General features: G+C 66.0%; 5 protein-coding genes. 4 read left to right on the top strand and 1 reads right to left on the bottom strand.

The window, feature by feature from the left end; translation table 11 throughout:
• The 4 genes from AC1DOC_RS22485 to AC1DOC_RS22470 form a co-directional block, all read left to right on the top strand.
• Positions 1 to 238, top strand: a 238-nt coding sequence (locus tag AC1DOC_RS22485; RefSeq protein WP_478130514.1) for a cytochrome c biogenesis ResB family protein, incomplete at its 5' end; no start/stop codon positions are given.
• On the top strand, positions 235 to 1,551 hold the full coding sequence (gene ccsB, locus AC1DOC_RS22480; protein WP_478130513.1) for a c-type cytochrome biogenesis protein CcsB: 1,317 nt from the start codon (positions 235 to 237) through the stop codon (positions 1,549 to 1,551). The genes AC1DOC_RS22485 and ccsB, both read left to right, overlap by 4 nt.
• A gap of 115 nt (positions 1,552 to 1,666) precedes the next feature.
• Positions 1,667 to 2,677, top strand: coding sequence for a protein-methionine-sulfoxide reductase catalytic subunit MsrP (gene msrP / locus AC1DOC_RS22475; protein ID WP_012746283.1), 1,011 nt, complete (start codon positions 1,667 to 1,669; stop codon positions 2,675 to 2,677).
• A gap of 28 nt (positions 2,678 to 2,705) precedes the next feature.
• Entirely contained in the window at positions 2,706 to 3,374 is a 669-nt protein-coding gene (locus tag AC1DOC_RS22470) for a protein-methionine-sulfoxide reductase heme-binding subunit MsrQ (RefSeq protein WP_018907494.1), read from the top strand.
• Between the two features lie 30 nt (positions 3,375 to 3,404).
• Here the strand turns inward: AC1DOC_RS22470 and AC1DOC_RS22465 are convergent.
• The coding region (locus AC1DOC_RS22465; RefSeq protein WP_478130512.1) for a diaminopimelate decarboxylase family protein at positions 3,405 to 4,124 on the bottom strand (720 nt) is incomplete at its 5' end.

Here is a 4,124-nt window from a genome sequence, read left to right as displayed (position 1 = left end):
GAACGTGGTCTATCTGGGCTGCCTGTTGCTGATCATCGGGATTTTTGCCATGCTGTACGTGCGCGAGCGCCGGCTCTGGGTGTGGCTCACCCCCGATGGCGCGGGCTCCGGAGACAACACCACGGCCGCCACGATGGCCTTCTCGGTCAACCGCAAGACCATCGACAGCGATCGCGAGTTCGAGCACCTCAAGCACAAGCTGCTTGCCTTGAAGAAAGAAGGACCGGCGTCACCATGAACACCACCACCCTCACGCTGCACGAAAGCTGGTTTTCGCGGCGCAACTTTTTCGACTGGGTGTTTGCGGCGCTGGTGCTGGCAGGCGGCCTGTTCGCCTTTGCGCGCTATGCGGGCTCGATGGACGCCTACGAGAAGCCCATCCTCGGCGCCGCGATGATCTCGGTCGTCGCAATCGGCTGGTTCTGGCGCCCGCTGCGGGTGCTGGCCATCGTGGTGGCCGCGGCCTCGCTGCTGGCCATCAGTTCCTACCAGGGCGACCTGGCGCGCGCGGACACGGTGTTCTGGCTCAAGTACTTCCTGTCGAGCCAGTCGGCCATCCTCTGGATGAGCGTGCTGTTCTTCATGAGCACGCTGTTCTACTGGCTCGGTTTCTTCGGCGGCAAGCAGGGCGACACCTTCGACCTGATCGGCTCGCGGCTGGCCTGGGCCGCCATTGCCATGGCGCTCATCGGCACCATGGTGCGCTGGTACGAGAGCCATCTGCTCGGGCCGGACATCGGCCACATTCCCGTCAGCAACCTGTACGAAGTGTTCGTGCTCTTTTGCTGGCTCACGACGGCCTTCTATCTCTACTTCGAATCGCGCTACGGCACGCGCACGCTCGGCGCCTTCGTGATGCTGGTGGTGAGCGCGGCGGTGGGCTTTTTGCTCTGGTACACGCTGGTGCGCAATGCGCACGAGATACAGCCGCTGGTGCCCGCGCTGCAGAGCTGGTGGATGAAGCTGCACGTGCCGGCCAACTTCATCGGCTATGGCACCTTCTCGCTCGCGGCCATGGTGGCCTTCGCCTATCTCATCAAGGAGCAGGCCGAGGAAACGCGCTGGTACAAGCTCACGCCGATCTGGCTGCTGGGCGTGGCGCTGTGCTTCGTGCCGGTGGCCTTCCGCCAGCGCGTGCAGGAGGCCGGCGGCAGCTACTGGGTGATCTRTGCGGGCATCTCCGCACTGATTGCCGCGGGCATTCTGCTCGGCCGCCGGCGCATTGCCGCTCGGCTGCCGGCCAACGAGGTGCTCGACGACGTGATGTACAAGTCGATCACGGTCGGCTTTGCCTTCTTCACCATTGCCACCGTGCTCGGCGCGCTGTGGGCGGCCGACGCCTGGGGCGGCTACTGGAGCTGGGACCCGAAGGAAACCTGGGCCCTGATCGTCTGGCTCAACTACGCGGCCTGGCTGCACATGCGGCTGGTCAAGGGCCTGCGCGGCACCGTGGCTGCGTGGTGGGCGCTGGGCGGCCTCGCGGTGACCACCTTCGCCTTTCTTGGCGTGAACATGTTCCTGAGCGGACTGCACAGCTACGGCACGCTGTAGGCAGGGTTGCGGCTTTTCGCGAAGAATTGAAGCCACGCGCAGCGATTGCGCGTAACCGGACCAGGGAATTGCACGAACTACCCTGAGCACAACGATTCACGCGAAAGGCCGTCACATGTCGTTCCATTTCCGTCCGCAGGGTCGCAGCAGCGGCTTCATCCACCCGCTTTCGAGCGAGATCACGCCGCGCGCCGTCTACGAGGGCCGGCGAGACCTGCTCAAGCTGATGGCCGGCGGCGCAGCCGGTGCCGCGCTCGCGAGCTTTGCGGGGCGCGAGGCCTTCGCCCAGGCCACGGGACCGCACAAGCTGGCACTGCTGCCGGGTGCCAAGTCCGCCGTGCCGGGCGCGCAAACGATGGAAAAGCTCACCGAGTACAAGGACGCGACGAGCTACAACAACTTCTACGAGTTCGGCACCGACAAGGGCGACCCGGTCAAGAACGCCGGCACCCTGAAGACCCGCCCCTGGACCGTGGAGGTCGAGGGCCTGGTCAAGAAGCCCGGCAAGTACGGCATCGAAGACCTGCTCAAGCTCAGTGCGCAGGAAGAGCGCATCTACCGCCTGCGCTGCGTCGAGGGGTGGTCGATGGTCATTCCCTGGGTGGGCTACTCGCTGGCCGAGCTCATCAAGAAGGTCGAGCCGCAGGGCAATGCGAAGTACGTCGAATTCGTGACCCTGGCCGATCCCAAGACCATGCCCTTCGTGGGCTCGCGCGTGCTCGACTGGCCCTACACCGAAGGCCTGCGCATGGACGAGGCCATGCATCCGCTCACGCTGCTGGCTTTCGGCATGTACGGCGAGGTGCTGCCCAACCAGAACGGCGCGCCGGTGCGCATCGTGGTGCCGTGGAAGTACGGCTTCAAGTCGGCCAAGTCGATCGTCAAGATCCGCTTCGTCGAGAAGGAGCCGGGCACGGCCTGGAACAAGGCGGCGGCGCAGGAATACGGCTTCTATTCGAACGTCAATCCGAACGTCGACCATCCGCGCTGGAGCCAGGCCACCGAGCGCCGCATCGGCGACGGCGGCGGACTCTTCGCCAAGCGCACCAAGACGCTGGTCTTCAACGGCTACGAAGCCCAGGTCGGCCAGCTCTATGCGGGCATGGACCTGAAGAAGAACTACTGAGCCGGCACCGCCACGCGGCCCTTGCCCCATGAACAAGCTGCTCATGCATCCGGCGGCCAAGCCGGTCATCTTCCTGCTGTGCCTGCTGCCGTTCGCGCGGCTGGCCTATGGCGCATTCACCGACGGGCTGGGCGCGAATCCGGCCGAGTTCCTGATCCGCGCCACCGGCGACTGGACCCTGCGCTTCATCTGCATCGTGCTGGCGGTGACGCCGCTGCGCGTGATGGCCAAGGCCAATGCGCTGGCGCGCTTTCGCCGCATGCTGGGGCTGTTCGCGTATTTCTATGTGGTGCTGCACCTGCTGTGCTACAGCTGGTTCGACATGGGCTTCGAGTGGGCCGACATCGCCAAGGACATTGCCAAGCGGCCGTTCATCCTGGTGGGTTTCTCGGCCTTCGTGCTGCTGACGCCGCTGGCGGCCACCTCGTTCAACCGCGCCATCAAGGCCATGGGCGCCAGGCGCTGGCAGATGCTGCACAAGCTGGTCTACCTGATCGCCGGCCTGGGCCTGCTGCACTTCTTCTGGATGCGTGCGGGCAAGAACAACTTTGCCGAAGTGTTCGTCTATGCCGCGATCATCGCGGTGCTGCTCGGATGGCGCGTGTGGAACTACGCGAGCAAGCGCAGGCCGAAGCCGTCGGCCGGCGTGCGTGGCGGCAGCGGCAGCGAGAAGGCACTGCGCAGCAGCACCGGCTGACCGGCGCGAACCACCCCGGTCGCGCGCGGATCAGCCCTCGATCCGCTCGCTGCGCAGCTGGTCTTCCATCGTCTCGCGGCGGCGGATCAGCGTGGCGCTCCGGCCGCTCACCAGCACTTCGGCGGCACGGCCGCGCGTGTTGTAGTTGCTGGCCATGCTCATGCAGTACGCACCGGCGGACAGCACCGCCAGCAGGTCGCCGGACACCACGTTGAGCGCGCGGTCGCGGCCGATCCAGTCGCCGCTTTCGCAGACCGGGCCGACCACGTCGTAGGTGGGCGCATCGCCGGCGCGGATGCGCAGCGGCACGATCTTCTGGAACGCCTGGTACATCGCGGGGCGGGGCAGGTCGTTCATGGCCGCATCGACGATGCAGAAATTCTTGTCTTCGCCCGGCTTGGTGTAGAGCACCTCGGTCAGGCACACGCCCGCATTGCCGACCAGCGAACGGCCGGGCTCGATGACGAGCTTGCGCTGGCCGAAGCCGCGCGCATCGAGCCGCGCGAGCAGCTGCTGCCACAGCGCATCGGCCTTGGGCGGCACTTCGCCGTTGTAGTCGATGCCCAGGCCGCCGCCGAAGTCGAGGTGGTGAATGGGCACGCCGGCCGCCTCGATGGCCTCGACCAGGTCGAGCACCCGGTCGCAGGCGTCCAGGTAGGGCGAGGCCTCGGTGATCTGCGAGCCGATATGGCAGTCGATACCCACCACCTCGAGCCCCGGCAGCCTGGCGGCATGGCGGTAGGCCTCGAC

This window comes from Variovorax sp. 01T439_2, from assembly GCF_056398445.1.
The sequence above is the reverse complement of the archived record's forward strand: the minus strand, read 5'-3'. Positions and strand labels throughout refer to the sequence as shown.

Bases quoted from the DNA above. Each gene is read 5' to 3' on its own strand.
- AC1DOC_RS22470 (WP_018907494.1), top strand. From the start codon at position 2,706: ATGAACAAGCTGCTCATGCATCCGGCGGCCAAGCCGGTCATCTTCCTG.
- msrP (WP_012746283.1), top strand. From the start codon at position 1,667: ATGTCGTTCCATTTCCGTCCGCAGGGTCGCAGCAGCGGCTTCATCCAC.